The following is a 25999-nucleotide window of genomic DNA, read 5'->3' on the forward strand; positions in this document are numbered from 1 at the left end:
ATTTCGAGGCGGTATCATGCGGGGGTTGTTTTCCAGAGTTCGGTGAGGGCGCGGCGGACGGTTCGGGTGCGGTCCCTGGCGAGGCGGCTGTCGGCGGCGGCGTCGATGTAGGCGAGGCGCAGCACCGAGGGCTCGGCTTCCAGGAGGTCGATGAGGGTGAGGAGCTGGCCGTGCCATTCGGGCTTGAGTTCCACCGTGCCGGGCAGGAAGGCGGCGTCGGAAAGGTCGAGCCGGACGACGCGGCCGATGGCGGCGCCGAAGTTGAGGCGCGAGGCCTTGCCGGCGGTCAGCCGCACCGTGCGCGGGTTCTCCGTCGTTAGCCGGTAGCCGGTGGGCAGCGTGCGCGGGTCGAGCTTCATGATGAAGGTGGAGCCGATGCGCTGATCGGGCAGGTCGGCGCAGGCGACGTGGAAGCGGCCGTGCTTGTCGGTGGTGATGCGCAGGCCCTTGACCGTCGTCACCCTGACCCCCGGCAGGCCCGGCTCGCCGGCGTCCTGGTAGCCGTTGCGGTTCAGATCGTCGAACACCTTGCCGATGAGGTCGCCGCAGTCGAACACCGGCTCGGGGACGATCTCGACCTCGGCCCGCGCCTCCTTCGAGAGGAGCCGGCCGTCGGCACCGACGACGCGCGCCCGGTTGACGTACTTGCCCGGCTGGGCAGCGCCCGACGGCATCAGCGACAGGGTGATGACCGTCTCCTGGTCGGTGATCGTCAGGCCGGTAAAGGAGAGCGTCCGGCCCTCGACCGCGGGCTCGACGGCGCGGCCGTCGAGGCGCGCCGTACCCTCCACATAGGAGAAGCCGGCCGGCATGATGTCGATCACCCTGCCGGTCACGGGATCGTCCGTGGTCGAGGCGACGGTGATGGTGTAGGGCACGCGCTCGCCGCGGCGTATCTCGGTCAGCGCCGCCACCTTGGTGATGGCGGCGCCGGGCAGCGACAGCCCGCCGGAGGTGCCGGGCGCCGGCTCCGAAGGCGGCGAGGTGATCTTCTCGCCGTCCGGCGTGGTGCCGGTGGCCGTGGCCGTGTTGGTGACGCCGTTCCTGACGCCGACGGCGTGGTCGATGTCGGCCTGGGTGAGCGTGTAGGCGGCGGTGAAGTCCTGCGTGTCCTTCGGCGCCAGGGTGACCGGCCCCGGCGTGAAGGCCGACAGGGTGCCGGTGCCGGGCTTGCCGTCGAAGCGCGGGCCCTCGTCGTGGGGCGCAACGTCGTGGAGCGTCACGTTGCCCGTGTTGGTGACGGTGACGGTGTAGAGGAGCCGGTCGCCGGGATCGGCCGCACCGTTGCCGTCGACGTCCTCGAACACGCCGCCCTTGACCGTCGACAGCGCCCCCTTGCGCGGCAGGTCCACCGCCACCGGGTCGTCGGGAATGTCGTCGCCGTTCAGGTCGACATCGGCGGCCTCGCCCGGATCGTCCGACAGGTCCTCGACCGTGCTGCCGTCGGGGGCGCCGCCGCCGGCGCGCACCTGCGCCAGCGCCAGGCCGGCGTCGATGTCGGCCTGGGTGAGCGTGTGGGTGGCGGAAAGGGTCGCCGTTTCGTCGGCGGGCAGGCTGGCGAGGGGGCTGCCGTCGACGGCGAGCGTCAGGATGCTGGCCGGCACGCCCGGATCGGGCGCGGCCACGCCGGCGACATCGACATTGGTGAGCGTCACATTGCCTTCGTTGTAGACGGTGACCGTGTAGGCGACCGTCTCGCCCGCCTCGGCAAGGCCGTCGTCGTCGGCGTCGTCGAAGGCGCCCGTCATCTCCAGCCGCACGGCAGGCTTCTGCTGGAACGCGATCACCGTCGGGCCGGTGCCGCCCTCGCCGTGCGAGTCGGCCATCACCGTCGTGCCGTCGGGGGCGGTGCCGTGCACCGTGGCGGTGTTCTCGAAATGCCCGCGGTCGATATCGGCGGGCGTGATCGTGTAGGTGGCGGTGAAGGTGGTTTCGTCGCGCTCCTGCGCTTCCAGGCTCGCCAGCGGCCCGCCCGAAACGTCCGCCTTGTCGTCGTCGATGGTGATGCCGGTGAGCGTCACATTGCCGGTGTTGGTGACGGTGAAGGCATAGGTGAGGGTCTCGCCGACATCGGCGTAGCCGTTGTCGTTGGTGTCCGCGAGTTCCACGGTCTTGACGAGGTCCAGCTCCGGCTGCTGGTCGAGCACCAGCCGCGTCGGGTCGTCGGGGTAATGGTCGCCGTCCTGATCCTGGTCGGTCGGGTCGGCCGGGTCGTCCGACAGCGCCGCGACCCGCGTGCCGCGCGGCGAGACGGCGGTGGCGGTGGCCTGGTTGACCACCTCCCCGGCGTCGATGTCGGCCTGGGTGACCGTGTAGCTGGCGCTGAAGGTGGTGCTGTCGGTCGCCCCCGGCGCCAGGCTGGCCAGCGGCCCGCCCTGGACGGTGGCCCTGTCGTCGCTGACGGTCAGGTTCGACAGCGTCACATTGCCCGTGTTCTCGATCGTGAAGGCGTAGTCGATCGTCTCGCCGACATCGGCAAAGCCGTCGCCGTCGCCGTTGAGCGTGGCTTCCTTGAGGAAGTCGGCGGCGATATCCTGCGCAAAGACCACCACCGTCGGATCGTCCGGCTCCCCGTCCCCTTCCGAATCCACATCCGCCGCCTCGTTCGGATCGTCCGAAAGATCGGTGAGCGTACCGCTGGAAGCCTGCGCATGCGCCGTCGCCTGGTTCTCCAGCCGGCCCGAATCAATGTCAGCCTGCGTCAGCGTGTAGCGCGCCGTGAGGGTGCCGCTTGTGCCGGGATCCAGTTCCGCAATGGAACCCGAGACCGTCATCATCGGATCGCTGACCGTGAGGTTGGTCAGCTTCACACCGCCGGTGTTCTCGATCGTAAAGCTGTACTCGATCTCTTCGTTTGCATCCGCCTGGCCGTTACCGCCGGCGATCAGGTTCCCCGTTTTCCTAAGCTCCATACGGGCCGGCAGCTTGGCGAAGCTCGACGTGTTGTCGTCCGGATTGGGATCCCCCGAATCCTGGGGGTTCATGGCCGTGACGACATTGACCAGCTCGCCATCATGGTCCGGCGGCACTTCCATGGTGAGGTCGAACGTGACGACGCCACCGACCGGCACACCCACTCTCTCACTGTCGATGCCGCCCGTGCCGCTCGCATGCCGGCAGCTTGCGCCGGCGGAGGCCGTGCACGTCCATTGGGCATTCGTGATACCGTCCGGCGTCGGATCGTCGATCACCTCGAGGCCCGACACGCCGAAGGGGCCGTTCGGATTGGAGATCGTGATCGTGTAGGTCACATCCTGACCGGGGATGTAGGAGTCCGAGTCGCTTACCTTGGTCACCTGGATATCGGCGGGGAGATCGATGATCGATGAAGCGCATTTGGCGCCGTCGTCGTCCCAACTTCCCGGCACCCGGGAAATCGCCGTCGCGGACAAGGCATTCTCGTCGAATTTGTAGAATTGCTCTTCTTGAATGCTGACGCCGTAAATGCCGTTCGGAGCACCGAACATGGCGCCGAAAATTCCGGTCACTGGAACGGTGCCCAGGTTGTTTACAGTACCCGTATCCGGGTCGACTGATTTCAGCTCATGGCTGTCGCTGACCCCGTAAAGGAGGCCATCGCGCAAAGCGAAATCAGCAACATCGGCATTCTCGCTCAGAGTGATGGAGGTCCAGGTGGCGGTCCCCAGATCGATCTTATAGAGAACGTCGTGGCGGCCTCCGATATAGAGATGGCCATCTGCGCCGAATTCGCCGGCGAGGTTGAACGGTGCGCCTGTGCCAATCGGCAGCGGCGGAGAAAGCGGCACGTTCTCGTAACTGCCGTCGCTGCCGATCCTCGTAAGATGTCCGTCGTTATCGTTCAGCGAATATAGATAGTTGTCCTGGGGGTTGTAAGCGATCACGTGTGTTTTGGGGATGGTTCCAAACCGATCATAGGTGAAGGGATTCTGCGCCGTGCCGACTTGAAATATTCCGGTGTCCGGATCGCCGAACTCGGCGACGCTCATGAACATCCGGCCGTCGCACTGTCCGAAATCCGGCACGCTTTGCGCCGCCGCACCACGAGGATTGCCGACAGCAAGGGCAGCCGTGACAAGGAGGAGCGCAGCGGCCCAAATCCATCTCCCTCTGCACGTCCGTGCCGCCATGCGCGCGCCGGTGAGCACGGCCCACGCTGCGCCGCATGCCGACCGCATCCACGAAACCGGTCCATTGCCCCGGGTGTGTCGAAAGGGTTCCGCAATATTGCGCGTCTCGGCTGTGGAGGAATGATGGCTTTCGCGTTCTGTCGGCATGGGGATCCCGTTGGCTTGGTATGACTGCCGGATGCCCGCAGCGGGCGTACACATGCACAAGGGACGGATACGCAAGACCACGCCGCGCCAGCACGACGCGCAGAGAATCGCCGGCACGATAGGAACGGCGCGGCGTTTACGTCAGTACGCGAGGCGTATGCTTACGGTAAAATAGCAAACCGCATGGATTCGCAGGCACCTCCCGGAAAGACGGGGAGCCCGTCGCGCCGTCGGCGCGCGTGCCCATTGGCATTTGCGCACACCCGTGCCAAAGCTGCCGCCGACCGTGAGTAAAGGCAGGCTCGCTCGCCATGCAGGAACACCCCGACGGCCAGGGCCTCTGGGCCCGAACCGCACCGCCCGCGCCGCAAACTTCGGCCCTTGCCGGCGCGCTGAAAGCCGATGTCGCGGTGGTCGGCGGCGGCTTCACCGGTCTGTCGGCAGCCCTCCATCTGGCCGAGGCCGGGGCAAGGACGGTCGTGCTCGAGGGCTGCGAGATCGGCCATGGAGGTTCGGGCCGCAATGTCGGGCTGGTCAATGCCGGCATGTGGGTGCTGCCGGACGAGTTGCCGAAGACGTTGGGCACGGTCCACGGGGAGCGGCTCCTGACGCTCCTGGGCGAGGCGCCGCGCCTCGTCTTCGCGCTGGTCGAGAAGCACGCGATCGCCTGCGAGCCGGAGCGGTCGGGGACGCTGCACTGTGCCGTCGGCGCGAGCGGGCTGAGGCAGATCGAGGAGCGCGCGCGGCAATGGCAGGCGCGCAACGCGCCCGTCCGTCTGCTCGATGCCGGCGAAGCGGCGGCAAAGATCGGCAGTGCGGCCTTTGGCGGGGCACTGCTCGACGAACGGGCCGGCACGCTCCAGCCGCTTGCCTATGCGCGCGGCCTGGCGCAAGCGGCGATGGCCGCCGGCGCACAGATCTTCACCCGTTCACCCGTCCGCGCCATCGAACGCGATGCGGGCCTTTGGCGGGTGGAAACGCCGGGCGGCCACGTGACCGTGGACTGGGTCGTCTCCGCCACCAACGCCTATACGACGGGCTTGTGGCCGGAACTGCGCTGGGAACTCGTCCACCTGCCTTACTTCCAGTTCGCCACCGAACCGCTCCCGGACGCGCTGCGCAAGGCCATCCTGCCCGGACGGCAGGGCGCCTGGGACACCAACAAGGTGCTCACATCCTTCCGGCTCGACGGCGAGGGGCGCCTCGTCTTCGGCAGCGTCGGCGCCTTGCGCTGCACGGGCCCCGCCGTGCATGCCGCCTGGGCGCGGCGGGCGATACGCCGCATTTTCCCCGCCCTCGGCGCGGTACGCTTTACCCACAGCTGGTACGGCATGATTGGCATGACGGACGACAGCCTGCCGAAATTCCACCGCCTGGCGCCCAATGTGATCGGCTTCAGCGGCTATAACGGCCGCGGCATCGCGCCCGGCACCGTCTTCGGCAAGGTGTTGGCCGACCACATCCTCGGCGCCACCCCGGCGGACGACTTGCCGCTGCCGGTGAGCGATCCGCATCCGCAGCGGCTGCGCGCCCTGCGGGAGGCGGGCATCGAATGGGGGGCGCAGGCAGTGCATCTGCTGCGCATGCTGCGCTAGGCACCGCCCCCGAAGCGCTCCACCGCCAGCGTGAGCGCGCCGTCGAGCGCCGTTCCCAGGGGCGGCTGCAGGATCGCCCGGTAGCGTGCGCCGAGATAGGGCGCATAGGGTTCGCCAAGGCCGCCCAGCAGGCAGAGCCGGTCGCACCCTTTCGGCATGACCGCGTCAAGAGCGGCCTCGATCGCCGCCACGCCGTCTGCGACGAGCGTACCGGCCACCGGATCGCCCTTTTCGGCAGCGGCGAAGATCTCCGGCGCAAAGGCGCCGAAATCGGCGGGCCGCGCCTCCTTCCCGAAAGTGACGATCGCGCCCGGATCGTGGTCGAAACGCGCCAGCACCGCACCCGTCAGCGCCGACCCGGGCCTGATCCCGTCATGCGCGAGCAGCACCTCCTCGAGAAGCGCGCGGCCGAGACGCGCGCCGCTCGCCTGGTCTCCGAGGAGAAAGCCCCAGCCGCCGATGATCCTGACCTGTCCCGCAAGGCGCCCGCCGAAGACGGAGCCGGTGCCGACGATGGCGGCCGCCCCGTCATGCGGGCCCAAGGCGCCGCGCACGGCGGCCGCCGCGTCCGATTCCACGATGCTGTCGGCGAAGGGCAGCTTCGCCTTGAGCACCGCCCCGTATCCGCCGACATTGGCCCCCGCCATGGCCAGCACGGCCCGGCTGCCTTCCAGCGACCCCCGCGGCAACGCGGCCGCCGCCGAGGCCCGCCCGGCGGCCTCCAGCACGTGACGGAGTGCTCCCTCCGGATCGGTCATGATATTGGCCGCACCGCTCTCACCGCGCCCGAGCACCCGGCCCTGCGCATTGGCGACCAGCGCGCGGCAGCCCGTTCCGCCGCCATCGACCGCCAGCAGGATCACCTTGTCTTCCCTTGCAACATGCATCCCAGTATCATACCAATATGAGACTCAAAACGGCTACGCATCCGACCCATTGAAGTTAACATACAGATTTTCATCAATCTTTTTCGCACTGGAAATCCGATGCGAAATCTTATTAACATAATTGGCCCGAGTGGCATCGATTGGCATTACAATTGGACAAGCGGTGATGTGGATCGCTTCTGGCATCAGACAGGGTCTCTTTATACCCGGCCCGTCGCGGTCGGACCAGCGGCGGCGATCACCGTTGTTGAGGCAATGACGAAAAGGCTATGATCGCCGTCACCGGGGACAGGATAACGGGAACATCGATGGCGCAAGGCGCCGACAGGGAGAAAGACATGATACGCATATCCACGACTGCAATGCTGACGGCGACGACCATGCTCGGCACGGCGGCGATTGCCGCCGCCCAGGACGTCACGCTGACGATCGAAAGCTGGCGCAACGACGACCTGGCCATCTGGCAGGAGCAGCTCATCCCCGCCTTCGAAGAAGCCAATCCCGGCATCAAGCTCAACTTCTCCCCCTCGGCACCCACCGAGTACAACGCCGCGCTGAACGCGAAGCTGGACGCGGGGTCGGCCGGCGACCTGATTACCTGCCGCCCCTTCGACGCCTCTCTGGAGCTTTACAACAAGGGGCAGCTTGCCGATCTCACCGATCTTTCCGGCATGGAGAACTTCTCCGACGTCGCCAAAGCGGCCTGGCAGACCGACGACGGCTCCACCACCTTCTGCGTGCCGATGGCCTCCGTGATCCACGGCTTCATCTACAACAAGGACGCCTTCGAGGAGTTGGGCCTGGAACCGCCCGAGACGGAGGAGGAGTTCTTCGCCCTTCTCGACGAGATCAAGGAAGACGGCACCTACATCCCCATGGCAATGGGAACGAAGGACCTGTGGGAAGCCGCCACCATGGGCTACCAGAACATCGGCCCGAACTACTGGAAGGGCGAGGAAGGCCGGTTGGCGCTGATCAAGGGCGAGCAGAAGCTGACCGATCCGCAATGGGTCGAGCCGTACGAGACCCTGGCGCGCTGGCGCGACTATCTGGGCGACGGCTTCGAGGCGCAGTCCTATCCCGACAGCCAGAACCTCTTCACCCTCGGCCGCGCGGCGATCTATCCCGCCGGCTCCTGGGAAATCTCCGTCTTCAACGAGCAGGCCGATTTCGAGATGGGCGCCTTCCCGCCGCCGGTGAAGGCTTCAGGAGACACCTGCTACATCTCCGACCATACCGATATCGGCATCGGCCTCAACGCGGCGAGCCCCAATGCCGAAGCGGCGAAGACCTTCCTCTCCTGGGTCGCCTCGGACGAGTTCGCCAGGATCTACGCCAACGCGCTTCCCGGCTTCTTCAGCCTGTCCTCCACGCCGGTGGAAATGGAAGATCCGCTGGCGCGGGAATTCGTCTCCTGGCGCGAGGAATGCGAGCCGACGATCCGCTCGACCTATCAGATCCTCTCGCGCGGAACGCCCAACCTCGAAAACGAGACCTGGGTCGCCGCCGCCAATGTGATCAACGGTACCGAGACGCCCGAGGAAGCGGCGCAGCGCCTGCAGGAAGGGCTCGAGAGCTGGTACGAGCCGCAGCAGCAGTAACAGCGGCCAGTCGCGGAACCGCTGGTCAAAGCGGTTCCGCCTTGCCATTGCACGACGGGGAAAAGAATGGCTGCCGCGAAGAAGCCGATCCGCTGGCACATCGCCGTTTTCCTGGCACCCGCCGTCATCGTCTACACGACGGTGATGATCCTGCCGCTTTTCGGCACGCTGCAGCTCTCCCTCTTCAGCACCGGGCCGGACGGGCAGGTTTTCGTCGGTCTCGACAATTTCCGCACGCTGCTCGGCGATCCGCGCTGGTCGGCGAGCTTCTGGAACGCGTTGTGGAACAACACATGGTTCTTCATCATCCACATGGCGGTGCAGAACCCGGTCGGCATCCTGCTGGCCGCCCTCTTGTCGAGCCCTCACCTGCGCCTGCGCGGCTTCTACCGCACGGCGATCTTCGTGCCGACGATCCTGTCCTTCGTCATCGTCGGCTTTGTCTGGAAGCTGATCCTGAGCCCGATCTGGGGGGTGGCGCCTAGCCTCCTCGATTTGGTTGGATTGCGCGGCCTTTTCGAGCCATGGCTCGGCAAGGAGGAATATGCGCTGACGACGCTCGGCCTTATCTCCGTGTGGCAGTTCGTCGGCATACCCATGATGCTCATCTACGCCGCCCTGCTGGCCATTCCCGACGAGATCCTGGAAGCGGCCGAATGCGACGGCATCACCGGGATGGCGCAGTTCTGGAAGATCAAGCTGCCGCTCATCCTGCCGTCGATCGGCATCATTTCGGTGCTCACCTTCGTCGGCAACTTCAACGCCTTCGACCTGATCTACGCGACGCAGGGCGCGCTCGCCGGGCCGAACTTCTCCACCGATATTCTCGGCACATTTCTCTACCGGACCTTCTTCGGCTTTCAGCTGCAAACCGGGGACTCGAACATGGGCGCCACCATCGCCTCCATGATGTTTTTCATCATCCTGGTCGGCGTGTGCCTCTATCTCTTCGTGATCCAGACGCGGCTTAGGCGGTATCAGTTTTGAGGTGCGGGATGCAGGCGTTTGTAGCGATGTATCGGATTGAGCACGGCCCCTTCACGTCGAAGCGCTCGGGCGTCTCCCCGTTGGGCACGTCATCCCGGAAGTCGGAGCGACAGCGGAGGCTGTCCGGGATCCATTCCGGAACATGGACGAGTCACGGAATGGATCCCGGCTCGCGGTCGCGAAGCTCCCTTGGCCGGGATGACGCCCTCAAGGCACGGGCGTCCACGCTTCGGTTCAACGGGAAGACCACCCCATGAGCCGCGCCCGCACCTCTTCCTGGCGCAGCGTGGCCGCGCACGCGATCCTGATCGCCTACACGGTGATCGCGCTCTTCCCCGTCTTCGTCATCGTCATCAATTCGTTCAAGGACCGTCGGGCGATCTTCCGCTCGCCGCTCTCGCTCCCCGATGCCGAAACCTTCAGCCTGATCGGCTACGACACCGTGCTCGCCCAGGGCGACTTTCTCCTTTATTTCCAGAACAGCGTCATCGTGACCGTAGGCTCGCTGGCCGGCGTGCTGATCTTCGGCGCCATGGCCGCCTTTGCGCTCGCCGAATACCGCTTCCGCGGCAATCCGCTGATGGCGCTCTATCTGGCGCTCGGCATCATGATCCCGATCCGCCTCGGCACGGTGGCCATCCTGGAGTTGATGGTCGCCTCGGGTCTGGTGAACACGCTCGTCTCGCTTATCCTCGTCTACACCGCCCAAGGATTGCCGCTCGCCATTTTCATCCTGTCGGAATTCATGCGGCAGGTCTCCAACGATCTGAAGAACGCCGGCCGCATCGACGGGCTTTCGGAATACCGCATCTTCTTCCGCCTCGTCCTGCCGCTGGTTCGCCCGGCCATGGCGACGGTCGCCGTCTTCACCATGATCCCGATCTGGAACGATCTCTGGTTCCCCCTGATCCTGGCGCCGTCCGAAGCGACCAAGACCATCACGCTCGGCGCCCAGGTTTTCATCGGCCAGTTCGTCACCAACTGGAATGCGGTGCTGGCCGCCCTCTCGCTGGCGATCCTCCCCGTTCTCATCCTCTACCTGATCTTCTCCCGCCAGCTCATCCGCGGGATCACAGCAGGAGCCGTCAAATGAGCGAACAGCAGCCAAAGCCGCTGCGCGTCGTCGTCGCCGGTCTCGGCAATATGGGCCGCAGCCACGCGCTCGCCTATCACCGCAATCCCGGTTTCGAAATCGCCGCGCTCGTCAACCGCTCGTCCGTGGAACTGGAGGGCGAGCTTGCGGAATACGCGGTGGAACGCGCGTTCAAGGAAGCGCTGAAACGCGAGAAGCCGGACGTCGCCTCCATCAACACCTATTCCGATAGCCACGCCGACTACGCAGTGATGGCGCTGGAAGCCGGCTGCCACGTCTTTGTCGAAAAGCCGCTGGCGACCACCGTGAAGGACGCCGAGCGGGTCGTCGCCGCGGCGAAGGCGAACGGCCGCAAGCTGGTGGTGGGCTACATCCTGCGCCACCATCCCTCGTGGCAGCGGCTGATCGCCGAAGCCCGGGCGCTGGGCGGTCCCTACGTCTTCCGCATGAATCTGAACCAGCAGTCGAGCGGCCCCACCTGGCAGACCCACCGCCAGCTCATGGAGACCACCTCGCCGATCGTCGACTGCGGCGTGCACTATGTCGACGTGATGTGCCAGATCACCGATGCGAAGCCGGTGGAGGTGCGCGGCATGGGGCTCAGGCTTTCCGACGAGATCAACCCGGACATGTACAATTACGGTCACCTGCAGGTGCTGTTCGCGGACGGCTCTGTCGGCTGGTACGAGGCGGGCTGGGGGCCGATGATCTCGGAAACGGCGTTCTTCGTAAAAGACATCATGTCACCGAAGGGCAGCGTGTCGATCGTCATGGACGAAGGTGCGAAGTCGGACGACATCGACACCCACACCAGGACCGCCACCATCCGCATCCACCACGCCGAGCGCAACGCCGAGGGCCGCTTCTCAAGGCCCGACGAGGTCCTCGAGATGGAGGGGGAGCCCGGTCACCAGGATCTCTGCGAGCGCGAGCAGGACTTCCTGCTCAAGGCCGTCCGTGAAGACTTCGACCTCTCCCGTCACATGGAGGACGCGGTGCAGTCGCTGAAGGTGTGCCTGGCTGCGGACGAAAGCGTGCGCACCGGGCGCGCGGTGAAGCTGTGATGATGGAAAACCGGCAGGATCGCATGCTCCTTCGCGCACGCCTCCGGCCCGTTGGCATATCCCTTTCCGCGTCATCCCGGCCAAGGGAGTTTACGACCGCGAGCCGGGATCCATTCCGAGACTCTTCAATGTTCCGGAATGGATCTCGGACAGCCTCCGCTTGCGCTCCGGCTTCGGGGATGACGCGCGCGGAACAATGCGGTCGGCATGCCAGAAGGGGGCCTGAAGGGATGTCTGCATCTCGGATCTGGCGAAGCACGAACGCCATCAAAAGAGGATCACCGTGGGCTCACTGAAACTGGAAAACATCTACAAGTCCTTCGGCGCCACGGAAGTGCTGAAAGGCATCGATCTAGAAGTGGCGGATGGCGAGTTCGTCATCTTCGTCGGTCCTTCGGGCTGCGGCAAGTCCACATTGCTGCGTGTCGTCGCCGGGTTGGAGGACGCGACGTCCGGACAGGTCCTGATCGACGGCGCCCCGGTCGATGCCGTGCCGCCGGCCAAGCGCGGCATCGCCATGGTCTTCCAGAGCTACGCGCTCTATCCGCATCTGAACGTGCGCGACAATATGGGATTGGGGCTGAAGCAAGCAGGCCGCCCGCGCGATGAGATCAAAAAGCGCGTCGCCATGGCCTCCTCGATGCTGGGCCTCGAGGAATATCTCGACCGCCGCCCGGCCGAGCTGTCCGGCGGACAGCGCCAGCGCGTCGCCATCGGCCGCGCCATCGTGCGCAACCCCAAGCTCTTCCTGTTCGACGAACCGCTGTCGAACCTCGACGCCGCCTTGAGGGTCAATACCCGGCTGGAGCTCGCCAAGCTGCACCGCGAGCTCGAAGCCACCATGATCTATGTCACCCACGATCAGGTGGAGGCGATGACGCTCGCCGATCGCATCGTCATCCTCAATGCCGGCCGCATCGAACAGATCGGCACGCCGATGGAGCTCTACAACAAGCCGGCCAACCTCTTCGTCGCCGGCTTCATCGGCTCGCCCAAGATGAACTTCGTCGAGGCGGAGAAGCTCGGCGAAAGCGGCGCGCAGACCCTCGGCATCCGTCCCGAGCACATCTCCGTGGATCCCGGTTCGGGGGATTGGAAGGGCACCGTGCTCCACGCCGAGCATCTGGGCGCCGACACGATTCTCTATCTCGATACGGAGAAGGCCGGCTTCGTCACGGTCCGCCTGTTCGGCGAACACCGCTTCGCGCCCGACGACGTCCTGTTCGCCACACCTCAGCGGGAAAGCATCCACCGTTTCGACGCCGACGGCCAGGCGATCGCCTGAAGGCGGTAGCTCCTACCGGGTGAGGCAGCTGGGCAGCGTCCTGCGGATGCGCGCGTCCTCCAGCGCCTCCCCGAGGAAGGCGGTGTTTGCCTCCGGATCGTCCGACGGGTTGTCGAACGCGACGTAGTTTACCTCCACGGCCGCATCGAGCGGATTGAGCGACAAGGTGAAATAGACCTTGGCCCCCTTTGGCCACAGTTCGAGATCGAGCGCGATTCTCGGCGTGTCGGTCCAGCCCACATGGGCTTCGCACCCGTGGCCAAGGCGCAGCGTGCCGGGCATGAAATAAAGTTCGGCCGCCGACTCGACGATGTCGGCGATGCTTGCCATGCTTTCCAGACGGATGAACGCCACATAGTCGGCCAGCTCGATGAGCCGCAGTTCGTTGGCGACATCCTGGATGGCGTTCGCGACGATGACTTCGCGCGCTGCCGAATGCGGTTGCCGATTCATCACCTGTCCCCTCCCTGCTTCTCACCCAGCCTGTAGACCCGGCGGACCAGTTCGGCGACCGCCTTGTAGAATTCAGGCGGTATCATGCTATCCACCGAAACTTGTTTGTACATGGAGCGGGCGAGCGCCGGCTCCTCGAACACCGGCACCCCGTTCTCGCGCGCAATCTCGCGAATCTTGAGCGCGATCAGGTCCTGGCCCTTGGCGACGACAAGGGGGGCGGCATCCTGGTCGCGCCGATAGCGCATGGCGATGGCGAAGTGGGTCGGGTTGGCAATGACCAGGGTCGCCTGCGGCACCGCCGCCATCATTCGCTGGCGCGCACGGTCGCGTGCCAGGGAGCGCTGCCGCGCCTTGACGATGGGATCGCCTTCCGTCTGCTTCTGCTCGTCCTTCACCTCCTGGCGCGTCATGCGCAGGTCGCGGCGCCAGCTGAACCGCGACCACGCGAAATCGGCCACGGCGATCACCGTCATCACGAGCGTGACCGCCAACAAAATATCGACGACGACATCCCGGATGACGGTGGTGAAGACCATCGGATGGGTGATCATTCCGGAAAGAAGGCGCGTGTCGGCGGCGCGCAGCGTGAAGACGACGAAGCCGCCGACCACCAGGAGCTTGCCGAGCGACTTGGCGAACTCCACCATGCCCCGCGCCCCGAACAGCCGTGACCAGCCGCTGGCGAGCGAGATCCGCGACGCTTTCGGCCGAATGCGTTCGAGCACGAAGCGCGGCGTGTTCTGAAGCAGGGAGGCGGCAAGGCCCGCCGAGATCAGGAGAAGCATGAGCACGCCGGCGACCTTGGCGATCTCGACAAAGACGATGCGGTAAATGGCGATCGCGTCCGTCTGCGTCGCCAGCGACCAGTCATCGGCCCGCTCGATGAAGATCGACAGAAAGCCCCCGAGACGCACGGCGTTGTTTTCGGCAAAGAAGAGCACGAAAACGAGGATGGCCAGGAACGAGGCGAAGACGGGCGCCTCCCTTGAGAAGGGCAACTGCCCCTTTTCGACCGAGTCGCGGACCTTTTTCTCGGTGGCTTCCTCGGTCTTGCTTTCCTTGTCCGGCCCCTCAGCCATCAGATCTCGTCACGGGCGGAGCGCTTCCTTTCGGCTGGCGCTTCATCAGGCGGCGTTCTGCGCCGAAGGCAGTTCGATCACGCCCTTTTGGGCAAGCTCCACCGCGGTCGCGGCGATGCGGCGGCGGGCCTCGCCGATCGCCTCCACTGAGACGCCGTCGTCCTCCATCTGCAGTTCGGATTCGATCATGCGGCGGGAACGGGCGCCGAGCGCCGAAAGCACGGCTTCGGCCAGTTCCCCGGGCGCGCCGCGCAAGGAAGCCGTGACCAGGTCGGCCGGCAGTCCGTCGAAGAGGGCGACGCGTGCCTTCTGCGACAGATGGACGACCTCCTCGAAGGTGAACAGCCTGGCGCGGATGCCCTCGACATCCTCCGAACCCGCCTTCTCAAGATCGTCCATGACGTCGGTGATGTCCTCACGGTCGAGCTCGTTGAGAAGCCGCGCGACCCGGGCCTGGCCCGCCGAAGCATCCTTGCCGCTCGCCTCCGCGCGCAGGATCTCGGCAATGCGCTTTTCGATGACCGCCTTGGCGGCCTGCGGAACCTGGCCCATGGAGGCGACGCGCCGGATCACCTCGCCGCGCTGGGACCGGTCCAGTTCGCGCACCACCTTCGATCCCGCCTGCGGGGCCATGCGGGCGAGGATGACCGCCACCGTCTGCGGATGCTCCTGCGCCAGAAGCCTGGCGAGCCGCCCCGGCTCGAGCTTCTCGATCTCGGCCCACACCTCCTCGGCCCCGAGCGGCGGCGGGTCCTTGCGGCCGAGGAGGACGTTCACCTCCTCCGGCGACAGGGATTCTGAGAGAATGGTGTCCATACTATCGGCGGAATCGAGCAGGCCGGCGCCTTCCGTGAACTCGTTCTCAAACTCCTCCACCACCTTCTCCAGTTCGGCCTGGGGAATGGTGCGCAGGAGCCGTGCGGCCTCGATGAGCGACTTCAGCTCTTCCTGCTTGAAGAACTTCAACAGCCGCCCGGCTGACGGCTTGCCCATCGCCACCAGGATGGCCGCCGCCTTCTGTGCCTGCGTCAGCTTCACCGCCGCCCCCACGTGCTCGCGACAAATTGCGGGAAAAGGTGGAAAGCGCGGACGCTCATCGTGCCGTCGTGCCGCCGATTTCCGTCAAGCGCACGCCGAAGCGGCTGGTGTCCTGCTCCAGAAGCGTGATTTCCCCGCGCGCAATGCGGCGCCCGTTCACGACGATGTCCACGGGCTCGCCGATCCGCCGGTCGAGCGAAACGGTGGAGCCCTTCTCCAGCGCCATCAACTCGGAAACGGGCATCTCGGTGCTGCCGAGCACGATCTGCACCTCCACCGGAATGCCCATGACGAAGTCGGCATGACCGCCCGCGGGGTGCGCCTGCTCCTCGTCGTGCAGCGCGTCGCGCAGTTCCTCGATGGCCTTGTCGAGGCCTTCCTCCTCGCCGTTTTCGGGCGCTGCTTTCGTCTTGCTCATTCCGCCTCTCCTGTCAGCCGGCCAGAAGCCCGTTCAACACGTCCTGCCTGGCGTCGAATGGTTGCTTCACCCGCACGGTGTAGTTTTGCCCGAGCTTGCCGAACTCGCAGATGAAGACGGGGCGGCCGCGCACGGTCAGCCGTGTCTCGCCCTGGGCGTTCGCGCCCAGTTCGAGCACCTGCCCTTCCCGCAATTCGGCGAGCGCGCCGAGCGGCACCTTGGTGAGCGGGACCGTCGCCGTCAGTTCCACCTTCGAGCGCAGTACCTCGCCGCCGAAACGTTGGCGCCATTCCGCGGCCGAGCGCCGGTCCGGTGCTCGCGTGTTCATGGGGCCGCGCGATTCCATGAGCACGCGCTGGGGCATCCAGGCGGTCAGTCTTCCGCCTTCCTCGCCCGCGCCGATCGTAAACGTCACGCAGACGCCCGGCCCGTCGCGGACGATGAAGCGCTTGAAGTCGCGCGGGCCCGCGAGCGGCCGCCCGACGGGCAGCCGCAGCCCGAATGCCCGCGGTCCCGTCCCGTTGATGGCTTGCGCGAAAATATCAAACACCATCGTCGCGACGTCGAGCTCAATCCTTGATGGGACCCGGGTGAGCGGCGGTACGGCAATGTCCGGGTCACCGCCGAAGAAAGTGCTGACGAGAAGCGAAAGCGCCTGCGGATCGAGGCGCAACGTCAGCGCATCGCGCGAGGTCAGCGCCGGCACCACCACAAGCGCGTCGAACGATTCCCCTTCCGGCTTGAGATCGGCGAGCCGCACGATGTCGATGTCGGCAAGATCCACCGTCAGGGGCGTGGGGAAGACATCCGCCAGCGTCTCCGAAACCAGCGGAAGCACCCGCGTGGCCAGCGCACGCGCTGCCTCGCTCACGTGGCGCGGGTCGCTCGTGGCGCCGACGAGGCGCTCGACGATGAGCTTGCGCATCATCTCGGGATTGTGCGCTTCCGCCGCCATCTCCGTCATGCCGCCTTCTTCTCCGCCGCGCCGGCGTTGAGCGTGTTTTCCTCGACCGCGTCGATCGAGGGCCGGTCATAGGCGGAGATGGTCTTGCGCCCGAACTCCACCGCGACCTGTGGAAGCGATCCGTTCATGTAGGCGAGCAGGGTCTGCTTCACGATCACATAGAGCCGGTTGCGCTTGTCACGCACGATCTTGATCTTCGTGGCGATCGGGCCGACGATCGCATAGGAAAGGAAAATGCCGAGGAAGGTGCCGACCAGCGCCGCCCCGACGAGCGCGCCGAGGATTTCCGGCGACTGGTCGAGCGCGCCCATGGCCTTGATCACGCCCAGTACCGCCGCGACGATCCCAAGTGCCGGCAAGCCGTCCGCCACCGCCTGCAGCGCGTGATACGGCTTCAGCTTGTCGCGCCGGATCGTCTGGATCTCCTCGTCCATCAGCGCTTCGATCTCGAAGGGCCGGGCATTGCCGATAATGATGATGCGACAGTAATCGCAGATGAAGTGGGTGAGCGCGCGGTCCTTCAGGACGCTCGGATAGGTCTGGAAAATCGACGATTCCTCGGGATTGTCGATATGATTCTCCACCTCGCTGCGCGACTTGGTGCGCAACTCGCGCATGAGATTGTGCAGAAGGCCGAGCGTCTCGAGATACTCTTTCTGCTTCGGCACCGCGTGTTTGAAAGCCTCGAGGCATGCCTTGCCGGTGTCCTTGACCGTTGCCAGCGGGTTGGCGACGAGGAAGGTACCCAGCGCCGCGCCGCCGATGATGACCACCTCCCATGGCTGGATGAGCACGTCGATATGCCCCCCCATCGCCATGAAGCCGCCGATCACACAGCCAAAGGTTACGACCAGTCCGATGAGTATGCCCACGCCAACAGCCTTCGCGTAAGAAACGGTTTCTTCCGCATTAGAGGCCGTGGCTTGCGTGAGGCTTGAAGCGCGGGGCGTGCAAGGGAAGAAAGCTTCGCACAAGCCAGGCGCCCTAGGCTTGCCCGGAAAACGCGCGGGGGCGGCGAGATGAACACCTATACGAGCTATCAACTCATTGCGCGCGACATGGCGCAGTCCATCAGCCGCGTCGAGGCGCAGCCGATGGTCGGCCGCGAGACGGAATATTATCGCGAGAACATCGAGAAGGTGAAGACCATAGAGGAATTCGTCGCCGACGACCGCCTCTTCCGCTATGCCATGAAGGCGCACGGGCTGGAGGACATGGCCTATGCCAAGGCGTTCATGGTCAAGGCGCTCAAGGAAGGTGTCGACGACCAGGACAGCTTCGCCAACAGTCTGACCGACAAGCGCTACAAGGAATTCGTCGAGACTTTCAACTTCGCCCGCTACGGCGAGGAAACGACCACCTTTTATTCCCCCACCACCGGAACGGTGAACAAGTATCTGCGCCAGACGCTGGAGGAGGATGCCGGCCAACGAAACGAGGGGGTGCGCCTTGCGCTCTACTTCGAGCGCAAGGCCGACGGGCTGGATTCGTTCTACGAGGTTCTGGCGGACCCGGCCCTTGCGCAGGTGGTGCGCACGGCACTGGGTTTTCCGGAAACCCTCGCCCAGGCCGACATCGACAAGCAGGTCGAGATGTTCAAGGACCGTCTGGACATAGAGGATTTCAAGGATCCCGACAAGCTGGCCGACTTTCTGAAACGCTTCGCCACCATGTGGGAGGTCGAGAATCCCAGCTACAGCCCGCAAAGCTCGATCGCCGCCCTTTTCAGCGAGCCGGCCTCGTTCGGCATTTCGACCGACACGCTTCTCGCCATTGCCCAGATGAGGAAATAGACAGTGCAGACCGGACTTTACGTCTCCCTCTCCTCGCAAATGGCGCTGGAAAAGCGCCTGGCGACCATCGCCGACAATGTCGCCAACAGCGGCACCACGGGCTTCCGCGCCGGCGGCGTCACCTTCGACGACGTCATGAACGGCCTCACCGACAAGTCGGTCAGCTTCGTTTCGGCCGGCGACGACTTTTACGACACACGCGCGGGCGCGCTCCAGGAGACGGGCAGCCCGTTCGATTTCGCCGTCCAGGGCGATGCCTGGTTCGCCGTCGAGACCCCCGCCGGGCCGATGATGTCGCGCGACGGCCGCTTCACCATGCTGGATACGGGCGAACTGGTCACGCTCGAAGGGCATCCGGTGCTCGACGCCGGCGGCGCGCCCCTGCTTCTCGATCCGCAAGCCGGACCGCCCGAGGCCGGCGCCGACGGCACGCTGCGCCAGAACGGGCAACTGCTCGGCGCCATCGGCCTCTTCGCCTTCACGCCCGGTCCGGGCGCGGTCCGCTACGGCAACTCCGGCTTTCTCCCCGACCAGCAGCCCCAGCCGGTGGTCGACCGGCCGGACGTCGGTGTCGCCCAGGGGTTCCTGGAGGGCTCCAACGTGAACCCCGTCAAGGAGATGATGCGCCTCATCGAGGTGCAGCGCACCTTCGAACAGGTCACCGCGCTGGCGCGCGACGGTGATACGGCCATGAAGGACGCCATCAAGACCCTGGGATCCTGATGGACGCGCCCCTGCCGAACGCCGATGGCCCGCTGACGGCGCTCGAATGCGCCTATCTGCGCTTCCGCGACCCGCGCCATATCGTCCGGCACGGCGGCCGCATCTGCGAGATCACACCCGTGCACTACCGCGTCCGCGGCCTGTCCCGGGCTGCACGGCTGGGCGATATCGTCTCCTACCGCGCTCAAGGGGTGGAATGCCGCGGAGAGATCGTCCGCATCTCGGCCGAGGATGTTCTGGTCGCCCCTTACGAAGCGGACGCCGAAGCCGCGCTCGGCCAGCCGGTCTTCACCGCCGGCCCCTTCGACGTCGTGCCGCATGAAAGCTGGCGGGGGCGGGTCATCGATGCACTGGGCCGTGCGATCGACTCCGGGCCGCCGCTCATCCGACCGCCGGGCGGGACGCGCCACGAGCAACCGCGCACGCCGGCCGCCCTGCGCCGGCAGCGCGTCACCCAGCCGTTCATGACGGGCGTGCGCGCGATCGATCTCTTCACCCCGCTCTGCCACGGCCAGCGCATGGGCGTCTTCGCCGGCTCCGGGGTGGGCAAGTCGACACTGCTTGCCATGCTCGCGAAGGCCGAGGCCTTCGATACAGTCGTCGTCGCCATGGTCGGCGAGCGCGGCCGCGAGGTGCGGGAATTCCTGGAAGACACGATCGGCGAAAAGAGCATGGCAAAGACCGTCGCCGTAATTGCTACCAGTGACGAGACGGCCATGATGCGCCGCCGCGCCGCCGACACCGCCATGCGTGTGGCCGAATGCTTCCGCGACCGTGGCGAAAGGGTGCTGCTGATCCTCGATTCGGTGACGCGCTACGCGCATGCCGCCCGCCAGGTCACCATCGGCGCCGGCGAACCGCCGGTGGCGCGCGGCTATCCCGCCTCGGTCTTCACCGATCTGCCGAAGCTTCTGGAGCGCGCCGGCCCCGGCGAAAACGGCCAGGGCTCCATCACCGCCATTCTCTCCGTCCTCGTCGACGGAGACGACCACAACGACCCCGTCGCCGACTGCGTGCGCGGCATCCTCGATGGCCATGTGGTACTGGACCGGGCAATCGCCGAGCAGGGGCGCTATCCGCCCGTCGATCCGCTCGCCTCCATCTCACGGCTCGCCGACCGCGCCTGGACGCCGGACAAGCGGCTTCTCATCCAGCGGCTCAAGGCCATGATCGCCCGTTTCGAGGAAACGCGCGACATCCGCCTTCTGGGCGGCTTCCAGGCCGGGCTCGATCCCGAGCTGGACCAGGCGGTGCGGCAGGTGCCGGTGATTTACGAGGCGCTGCGGCAAAGCCCCGGCGACCCGCCCGCGGCCGACCCCTTCGCCGAGCTTGCCGCCCGGCTCAAGACCAAGGAGACGTCCCGTGACGGATAAGCTTGCCGGCCTCGTCCTGGCGGATGCGACACCCGTTGAAGACGTGCCCGAGGAAGACGCGGAGAAGCCGGGCCTCTTCAGACGCCTGTCCGGACATGTCGCGCAGGCCGGCAGCCATGACTGGCTCGTGGCCGGCTGCGGCATTGGCCTGGCGGCGGTGTGCGCGCTTTTTCCCTGGTACATCTTCTTCAACCAGGACAGCTTCGGGGTCAGGCCGCTCCGGCTTTCCGCGGCCACGTCCCGCGACGGCCCCGGCGGCGTAGCCGCCCTTGCCGACCTCGCCGACGAGCGCATCCCCCTGGCGCGCGATGCCATGCCGCGGATCGACTTCCTCCCCACCGGAACGGTGCCCGAGGCGCCTTTCGATGCGGACGACATTCCCGAACAGCCCTTCCCGGGCGACAAGCTGAGCTATCGTCTGATCGACGCCGGCAACGGCCGGGCGATGATCGAGGACGAGGACGGCTTCTGGATCGTCCAGCGCGGATCTCTCCTGCCCGACGGCAGCCGTGTTGCGCAGATCGGCACCCGCGACGGAAGTTGGGTACTGGTTACCTCGGATGAAAAGGAGATTCGGCTGTCGCGCTAGCCGTGCCGGCGCAAGGCCCACGCAAGACTGGCTGCCTATCGTCGGCTTCGAAATTCATGGGAGTCGCCATGCAGCCCGTCAATCTGTTCGATCTTGCCACGCAGCAGGCGCGCTGGCTGTCCGTGCGCCAGACGGCGGTGTCCGGCAACATCGCCAATATCAACACGCCCGGCTACAAGGCGCTCGATGTCGAGCCCTTCGAAAGCGTGCTCGACAATACCAAGGTCGCGATGGAGGCGACCCATGCCGTGCACCAGAAGACCGGCGCGACGCCCTCTTCCATTCTTGTCGAGGCGCAGGAGGACCCGAAGCTTCTGCCCTCCGGAAACAGCGTCGTTTTGGAGGACGAACTGATCAAGGCGGGAGAAATCCGCCGCACCTTCGAGCTCAACACGGCCATCGTCAAGTCCTTCCACCGCATGATGATGATGACGGCGAGGAGTTGAGGAAATGAGCGACGCCCTTTCCGCCGCCCTCAAGGTTTCCGGCTCCGGCCTCATGGCCCAGTCGGAGCGCATGCGCGTGGTCTCGGAGAACCTCGCCAACGCACAGTCGACCAGCGACATCCCCGGCGGCGATCCCTACCGGCGCAAGACCATCAGCTTCGCCGCCGAGCTGGACCGCGCCAGCGGGGGAGCGATGGTGGAGGTCTCGGCCATCGCCCGCGACCCGACGGAGTTCCCCATGGAATACCTGCCGGGCCACGAGGCCGCCGACGCATCGGGCTACGTCAAGATGCCCAATGTGAACATGCTGGTCGAGATAGCCGACATGCGCGAGGCCGGCCGCGGCTATGAAGCCAACCTGCAGAGCATGAAGCAGGCGCGCGAAATGATTTCCATGACCATCGACCTGTTACGGAGCAGCTCATGATCACCGGCCTCGGCAACGTAACGCCCCTTTCCGGCACGCAGGCTCTCCTGCCGGAAGCGGGTACGGCGCGCTCGACCACCGGTGACGCCTTCTCCGAGATGGTCAGCGAACTGGCCACCAACACCGTAGCGCGCCTCGAGAGAGCCGAAGGCGTTTCGCTGCAGGCACTCGAAGGCGAGGCCGACACGCGCGCCGTGGTCGACGCGGTGATGAGCGCGGAACAGTCGCTCCAGGCGGCGATCGCCATCCGCGACAAGATCGTTACCGCCTATCTCGAAGTCAGCCGCATGGCGATCTGAAGGAAGCAGCCCATGAAAGCCCTGTCCATCGCCGCCACCGGCATGACCGCCCAGCAGACCAATCTCGAGGTGATCGCCAACAACATCGCCAACATCAACACCACCGGCTTCAAGCGCGCCCGCGCCGAGTTCTCGGACCTGCTCTACCAGGTCGAGCGGCTGCAGGGCGTGCCGGAGCGGGCGAACCAGGCCGTCGTCCCCGAAGGCGCAAACATCGGCCTCGGCGTGAAGACCGCCGCCGTGCGCAACGTCCACATCCAGGGTTCCCTCAGCAACACCGGCAACAAGTTCGACCTGGCGCTTGTGGGCAAGGGCTGGTTCGAGATCGAGGGCGCGGACGGCGAGCCGCTTTACACCCGCGCCGGCGCCTTCAACACCAACGCCAACGGAGAGCTGGTCACCGTCGACGGCTTCCCCGTCACGCCGGCGATCGTCGTCCCCGAGGACGCTGTCGACGTCATCGTCAACAAGACCGGCCAGGTCTTCGCCCGCATCGACGGGCAGAACGAGTTGCAGGAGCTGGGTCAGCTCACGCTTGCCACCTTCTCCAACGAGGCCGGCCTTTCGCCCATCGGCAACAATCTCTTCCGCGAGACAGTCGCCTCCGGCCCCGCCAATGTCGGCGTGCCGGGCGATCCCGGCTTCGCGACGATCGAACAGGGCTATCTGGAAGATTCCAATGTCGATCCGGTGAAGGAGATCACCGAGCTGATTTCCGCTCAGCGCGCCTATGAGATGAACTCCAAGGTCATCCGCGCGGCCGACGAGATGGCCGCCACCGTGACCCAGTCGATTCGCTAGACCGATGCGCCGCGGATCTGCAGGAAGACGATTCCGGTTTGCAGGGCTCGCCGCCGCCCTCGCCTTCTTCTCGGCCTCCGCCGCCGCGCAGGAGACCGTGGTCGTCCCGCTGCGCGTCATCTATCCGGGCGAAACGGTTTCGGCCAATGCGCTCGACGAGGTGACCCTGCGCCGCCGCCAGAAGGGCATGGCCGCGATTGCCCGCGCGCCCGGGGATATCGAAGGGAAAGTCGCCCGACGCACATTGCTGCCAGGGCGCCTGGTGCCGCTTTCCTCCGTCCGCGAGGCTTATCTGGTCGAGCCGGGCACGGCGGTCACGGTCATCTTCAGCGAGGGAGCACTGACCATCTCGCTCACTGCCGTGCCGCTGGAATCGGGGGCGGCAGGCGACCTCATCAAGCTGCGCAACATGGATAGCGGCGCCGTCATCACCGGCATCGTCATGGCCGACGGCACGGTCAGGGTCAGCGCCTCATGATCCGGCGATTGCTGCTCACCGGTCTCATCGTTCTTTTCGCCGCCGCGCCCGCGGTGGGTGCTTCGCGCATCAAGGACCTCGCCGAACTGCAGGCCTCGCGCGACAACCAGCTGGTCGGCTACGGCCTAGTGATCGGCCTCAACGGCTCGGGCGACAGCTTGCGCAACGCGCCCTACACCGAACAGTCCATGCGCGCCATGCTGCAGAACCTGGGCATCGCCACCGAGGGCGGCAGGGCGCGCGCCAGGAATGTGGCGGCCGTCATCGTGACCGCCAACCTGCCGCCCTTCGTCCAGTCCGGCGCACGGATCGACATCAGCGTGTCCTCCCTCGGCGACGCTTCCTCGCTTGCCGGCGGCACGCTCGTCATGACGCCGCTGAGAGCCGCCGATGGCGAGATCTATGCCGTGGCTCAAGGGGCGGTTGTCGTGTCGGGCTTCTCCGCCGAGGGCCAGGCCGAGACCCTGACCCGAGGCGTTCCGACCGCCGGCCGCGTGCCGAACGGCGCGGTCGTCGAGCGCACCGTCAAGGCCGCCTTCAACGACATGCTGATGCTCACCCTGCAGTTGCGCAATCCTGACTTCTCCACGGCCGTGCGCGTCACCGACGCGATCAACGCCTATACGAAGAAGCGTTTCGGGGCGCGGCTGGCGATGGAGCAGGATTCGCGCACGGTCAACATTCGCAAGCCGAAGAACATATCCGCCGCCCGTTTTTATGCCGAAATTGAAAACCTCGTTGTCGAGCCGGACGCGCCCGCGCGCGTGGTCGTCGACGAGAGAACCGGCACCGTGGTGATCGGCAACGATGTGCGAATCTCGCGCGTCGGCATCAGCCACGGGGCGCTCACGGTTCGGGTCACCGAAATGCCGCGCGTCGTCCAGCCGGAGCCGTTCTCATTCGGCGAAACCGAAATCGAACCCTACACGGTCATCGACGCCGACCAGCCGGACGCCCGCGTGGCCGTGCTCGACGGACCCGATCTGCAAACGCTCGTCTCCGGCCTCAACCGGCTGGGCGTGAAGCCCGACGGCATCATTGCCATCCTGCAGGGCATCAAGTCCGCCGGTGCACTGCAGGCCGAACTCGTGCTGCAATAGGAGCGATCCATGCGAAAGCGCTTACGCATGAAAAAGACGGCGAACCGGGCGGGGAAATCGTTTTTCTCCGCCGCGCTCCTGGCTGTGCTGCTCGCGCCGGGGACGGTCCGTGCCGCCGATACCGGAGACGAGGTCCAGCGCTTCTGTACGAACATCGCCGACGCCGCGCGCGACCGCCGCTACATCCTGCAGACCGAGGAACTGGAAAGCCTGCGCGGAGAGATCGACGCCCGCATCGCGGCGCTGGAGGAAAAGCGCGCCGAATACGAAGCCTGGCTCGCGCGCCGCGATGCCTTCCTCGCCCGCGCCGAGGGTGACCTCGTGCAGATCTATTCCAGCATGCGCCCGGATGCGGCCGCCGAACGCCTGGCGGAAGTACGCGTCGAACTCGCCGCCGCCATCCTGATGCGCCTGGAGCCGCGCACGGCCGGCCTCATCCTCAACGAGATGAACAGCAAGTCCGCGGCGACGCTGACCACCATCATCGCCAGTGCGGCCCGTCCCGAGGATCCTTCATGAGACCGCCCGCAGGCGCCGCTCTCATTGCCGCCGCACTTGCGCTGGGCGGCTGCACGACGGCGGACGAACTGGGCCGGGCACCGAAGCTGTCGCCGGTGGGCGCCGGCGCCGAACCCACCATGCTGCCGGCCTATCACTATCCCAACAAGACCGAGCCGCCGCTTGCCCGCTATTCCCTCTGGAGCGATCGGCAAAGCCGGCTCTTCACCGATCCGCGAGCGTTGCATGTCGGCGACATCCTGACCGTCGAGATCAGGATCAACGACAAGGCACGTTTCGAAAACGAATCCATGCGCTCGCGACAGGCCGCCCGCGACCTCGGCGTCTTCGGCTCCTTCAGCACCGGCAGCCCGAGCGGCAGCGCCAGCGGCAATGCCCAGGCCCAGGGCGAGATCGGATCCGGCACCTCCACCGACTCCGAAGGCAGGACCGAGCGTTCCGAGGACCTGAAGCTGGTCGTCGCCGCCGTGGTGACCGACAAGCTGCCCAACGGCAATCTGCGCATTTCCGGCACGCAGGAGGTGCGCGTCAACTTCGAGCTGCGGGTGCTCACCATCGCCGGCATCGTGCGCCCCGCCGATATCGGCCCGCACAACACCGTTTCCTACGAGCGCATCGCCGAGGCGCGGATTTCCTACGGCGGCCGCGGGCGCTTGAGCGAGGTGCAGCAGCCGCCCTACGGCCAGCAGATCCTCGACACGGTGCTGCCCTTCTGACGGAGAGACAAA

The 25999-nt window shown here is 66.0% G+C and carries 26 protein-coding genes; 18 read left to right on the top strand and 8 right to left on the bottom strand.

What is annotated here, in order from left to right:
* Positions 1 to 14: 14 nt before the first annotated feature.
* Positions 15 to 3968 (bottom strand): DUF6923 family protein, encoded by a 3954-nt coding sequence (locus tag SIN08_RS14305; RefSeq protein WP_322452273.1) that lies wholly within the window; start codon positions 3966 to 3968, stop codon positions 15 to 17.
* 599 nt (positions 3969 to 4567) lie between these two features.
* On the opposite strand from SIN08_RS14305, the gene SIN08_RS14310 reads away from it, so the two are divergent.
* Entirely contained in the window at positions 4568 to 5851 is a 1284-nt protein-coding gene (locus tag SIN08_RS14310; protein ID WP_322452274.1) for an FAD-binding oxidoreductase, read from the top strand.
* Here the strand turns inward: SIN08_RS14310 and SIN08_RS14315 are convergent.
* On the bottom strand, positions 5848 to 6738 hold the full coding sequence (locus tag SIN08_RS14315) for a BadF/BadG/BcrA/BcrD ATPase family protein (protein WP_322452276.1): 891 nt from the start codon (positions 6736 to 6738) through the stop codon (positions 5848 to 5850). The genes SIN08_RS14310 and SIN08_RS14315 overlap by 4 nt on opposite strands.
* Positions 6739 to 7076: 338 nt before the next feature.
* Between SIN08_RS14315 and SIN08_RS14320 the strand changes: the two genes are divergently transcribed.
* From SIN08_RS14320 to SIN08_RS14340, 5 genes are all read left to right on the top strand, one after another.
* On the top strand, positions 7077 to 8339 hold the full coding sequence (locus SIN08_RS14320) for an ABC transporter substrate-binding protein (RefSeq protein ID WP_322452277.1): 1263 nt from the start codon (positions 7077 to 7079) through the stop codon (positions 8337 to 8339).
* A 66-nt stretch (positions 8340 to 8405) separates the two neighbouring features.
* Positions 8406 to 9326 (top strand): sugar ABC transporter permease, encoded by a 921-nt coding sequence (locus tag SIN08_RS14325; RefSeq protein WP_322452278.1) that lies wholly within the window; start codon positions 8406 to 8408, stop codon positions 9324 to 9326.
* 253 nt (positions 9327 to 9579) lie between these two features.
* Entirely contained in the window at positions 9580 to 10419 is an 840-nt protein-coding gene (locus SIN08_RS14330; RefSeq protein ID WP_322452279.1) for a carbohydrate ABC transporter permease, read from the top strand.
* A complete protein-coding gene (locus SIN08_RS14335) occupies positions 10416 to 11483 on the top strand; it encodes a Gfo/Idh/MocA family oxidoreductase (protein ID WP_322452280.1) in 1068 nt (355 codons plus the stop codon). Before SIN08_RS14330 ends, SIN08_RS14335 begins: the two co-directional genes overlap by 4 nt.
* A gap of 283 nt (positions 11484 to 11766) precedes the next feature.
* On the top strand, positions 11767 to 12768 hold the full coding sequence (locus SIN08_RS14340) for a sn-glycerol-3-phosphate ABC transporter ATP-binding protein UgpC (protein ID WP_322452281.1): 1002 nt from the start codon (positions 11767 to 11769) through the stop codon (positions 12766 to 12768).
* Between the two features lie 12 nt (positions 12769 to 12780).
* On the opposite strand, the gene SIN08_RS14345 is transcribed toward SIN08_RS14340, so the two are convergent.
* Genes SIN08_RS14345 through motA form a run of 6 tightly spaced genes read right to left on the bottom strand, consistent with a single transcriptional unit; the run spans position 12781 to position 17595 of the window.
* Positions 12781 to 13221, bottom strand: coding sequence for a hypothetical protein (locus SIN08_RS14345; RefSeq protein ID WP_322452282.1), 441 nt, complete (start codon positions 13219 to 13221; stop codon positions 12781 to 12783).
* Positions 13221 to 14303 (bottom strand): flagellar biosynthesis protein FlhB, encoded by a 1083-nt coding sequence (flhB, locus tag SIN08_RS14350; protein WP_322452283.1) that lies wholly within the window; start codon positions 14301 to 14303, stop codon positions 13221 to 13223. Before flhB ends, SIN08_RS14345 begins: the two co-directional genes overlap by 1 nt.
* Before the next feature lie 45 nt (positions 14304 to 14348).
* On the bottom strand, positions 14349 to 15353 hold the full coding sequence (locus SIN08_RS14355) for a flagellar motor switch protein FliG (RefSeq protein ID WP_416208077.1): 1005 nt from the start codon (positions 15351 to 15353) through the stop codon (positions 14349 to 14351).
* Between the two features lie 43 nt (positions 15354 to 15396).
* On the bottom strand, positions 15397 to 15759 hold the full coding sequence (gene fliN / locus SIN08_RS14360; protein ID WP_322452285.1) for a flagellar motor switch protein FliN: 363 nt from the start codon (positions 15757 to 15759) through the stop codon (positions 15397 to 15399).
* A gap of 13 nt (positions 15760 to 15772) precedes the next feature.
* On the bottom strand, positions 15773 to 16723 hold the full coding sequence (locus SIN08_RS14365; RefSeq protein ID WP_322452286.1) for a FliM/FliN family flagellar motor switch protein: 951 nt from the start codon (positions 16721 to 16723) through the stop codon (positions 15773 to 15775).
* Complete coding sequence (gene motA / locus SIN08_RS14370) at positions 16720 to 17595, bottom strand: flagellar motor stator protein MotA (RefSeq protein ID WP_322452287.1); 876 nt, start codon at positions 17593 to 17595, stop codon at positions 16720 to 16722. The genes SIN08_RS14365 and motA overlap by 4 nt, the downstream gene beginning before the upstream one ends.
* Before the next feature lie 147 nt (positions 17596 to 17742).
* Between motA and SIN08_RS14375 the strand changes: the two genes are divergently transcribed.
* The 12 genes from SIN08_RS14375 to flgH all read left to right on the top strand — a co-directional run bounded on the left by SIN08_RS14375 (position 17743) and on the right by flgH (position 25987).
* Positions 17743 to 18516, top strand: a complete 774-nt coding sequence (locus tag SIN08_RS14375; protein ID WP_322452288.1) for a DUF1217 domain-containing protein — start codon at positions 17743 to 17745, stop codon at positions 18514 to 18516.
* 3 nt (positions 18517 to 18519) lie between these two features.
* Entirely contained in the window at positions 18520 to 19239 is a 720-nt protein-coding gene (flgF, locus tag SIN08_RS14380; RefSeq protein WP_322452289.1) for a flagellar basal-body rod protein FlgF, read from the top strand.
* The gene (fliI, locus tag SIN08_RS14385) at positions 19239 to 20612 is read left to right on the top strand and encodes a flagellar protein export ATPase FliI (RefSeq protein WP_322452290.1); all 1374 of its coding nucleotides are present in this window, start codon (positions 19239 to 19241) and stop codon (positions 20610 to 20612) included. Before flgF ends, fliI begins: the two co-directional genes overlap by 1 nt.
* Positions 20602 to 21201 (top strand): hypothetical protein, encoded by a 600-nt coding sequence (locus SIN08_RS14390; RefSeq protein WP_322452291.1) that lies wholly within the window; start codon positions 20602 to 20604, stop codon positions 21199 to 21201. Before fliI ends, SIN08_RS14390 begins: the two co-directional genes overlap by 11 nt.
* Before the next feature lie 68 nt (positions 21202 to 21269).
* The gene (gene flgB / locus SIN08_RS14395; protein WP_322452292.1) at positions 21270 to 21647 is read left to right on the top strand and encodes a flagellar basal body rod protein FlgB; all 378 of its coding nucleotides are present in this window, start codon (positions 21270 to 21272) and stop codon (positions 21645 to 21647) included.
* 4 nt (positions 21648 to 21651) lie between these two features.
* Entirely contained in the window at positions 21652 to 22074 is a 423-nt protein-coding gene (gene flgC, locus SIN08_RS14400; RefSeq protein ID WP_322452293.1) for a flagellar basal body rod protein FlgC, read from the top strand.
* The gene (locus tag SIN08_RS14405) at positions 22071 to 22373 is read left to right on the top strand and encodes a flagellar hook-basal body complex protein FliE (protein ID WP_322452294.1); all 303 of its coding nucleotides are present in this window, start codon (positions 22071 to 22073) and stop codon (positions 22371 to 22373) included. Before flgC ends, SIN08_RS14405 begins: the two co-directional genes overlap by 4 nt.
* Before the next feature lie 12 nt (positions 22374 to 22385).
* The gene (gene flgG / locus SIN08_RS14410) at positions 22386 to 23174 is read left to right on the top strand and encodes a flagellar basal-body rod protein FlgG (protein ID WP_322452295.1); all 789 of its coding nucleotides are present in this window, start codon (positions 22386 to 22388) and stop codon (positions 23172 to 23174) included.
* Between the two features lie 4 nt (positions 23175 to 23178).
* On the top strand, positions 23179 to 23652 hold the full coding sequence (gene flgA, locus SIN08_RS14415) for a flagellar basal body P-ring formation chaperone FlgA (RefSeq protein ID WP_322452296.1): 474 nt from the start codon (positions 23179 to 23181) through the stop codon (positions 23650 to 23652).
* Entirely contained in the window at positions 23649 to 24752 is a 1104-nt protein-coding gene (locus SIN08_RS14420) for a flagellar basal body P-ring protein FlgI (protein ID WP_322452297.1), read from the top strand. The genes flgA and SIN08_RS14420 overlap by 4 nt, the downstream gene beginning before the upstream one ends.
* A 9-nt stretch (positions 24753 to 24761) precedes the next feature.
* Positions 24762 to 25271: a MotE family protein gene (locus SIN08_RS14425; RefSeq protein WP_322452298.1), complete on the top strand. Its 510-nt coding sequence runs from the start codon at positions 24762 to 24764 to the stop codon at positions 25269 to 25271.
* On the top strand, positions 25268 to 25987 hold the full coding sequence (gene flgH / locus SIN08_RS14430; RefSeq protein WP_322452299.1) for a flagellar basal body L-ring protein FlgH: 720 nt from the start codon (positions 25268 to 25270) through the stop codon (positions 25985 to 25987). Before SIN08_RS14425 ends, flgH begins: the two co-directional genes overlap by 4 nt.
* Positions 25988 to 25999: the final 12 nt, after the last annotated feature.

Source organism: Chelativorans sp. M5D2P16, assembly GCF_034427935.1.
Lineage (GTDB): Bacteria > Pseudomonadota > Alphaproteobacteria > Rhizobiales > Rhizobiaceae > Chelativorans.